Here is a 562-nt window from a genome sequence, read left to right as displayed (position 1 = left end):
AACAAACCGAGAAACCATGACAAAAGAACTTTTAACCTCACTTGATGTATTTAGAGGATTTACTATTTTCCTGATGACGATAGTAAACAATCCCGGAAGCTGGTCTTCGATTTATCCGCCATTAGAACATGCAGAATGGCACGGCTGTACACCAACCGATTTAGTTTTTCCTTTTTTCGTATTTATAATGGGAACAGCAATACCATTTGCTATGCCCGTGAAACATCTGGACAGCGCTGTTTTTAATAAAATTTTAGTCCGTTCTCTGCGAATCTTTTGTTTAGGATTATCTCTGGGCTTTTTTGGCAGAATTCATTTGTTTGGTCTGGAAGGAATTCCGCTTTTGGCTTTGAGACTTATTATTTTCTTCGGAATTGCTTATGCACTTTTGGGAAATTTTACTTTAAAAGTCAAAACTTATCTGGTTTTCGCAATTTTAACCGTATTACTTTTTCTAACCTACAGCGGCTTGGAAGGATTTGAAGACGTTAGAATTCCCGGTGTTCTGCAAAGAATCGCCATTGTTTATTTTTTTACTTCGCTTTTGTATTTGAAAACGAAT

General features: G+C 36.5%; 1 protein-coding gene. It reads left to right on the top strand.

All coding sequences use genetic code 11. The features are described 5' to 3' along the window. Positions 1 to 16 precede the first annotated feature (16 nt). The coding region (locus ABEB23_RS18160) for a DUF5009 domain-containing protein (protein ID WP_348814131.1) at positions 17 to 562 on the top strand (546 nt) is incomplete at its 3' end.

Source organism: Flavobacterium maritimum, from assembly GCF_040049085.1.
GTDB lineage: Bacteria > Bacteroidota > Bacteroidia > Flavobacteriales > Flavobacteriaceae > Flavobacterium > Flavobacterium maritimum.
Note: the sequence above shows the minus strand (reverse complement) of the source record. Positions and strands in the feature narration are given on the sequence as shown.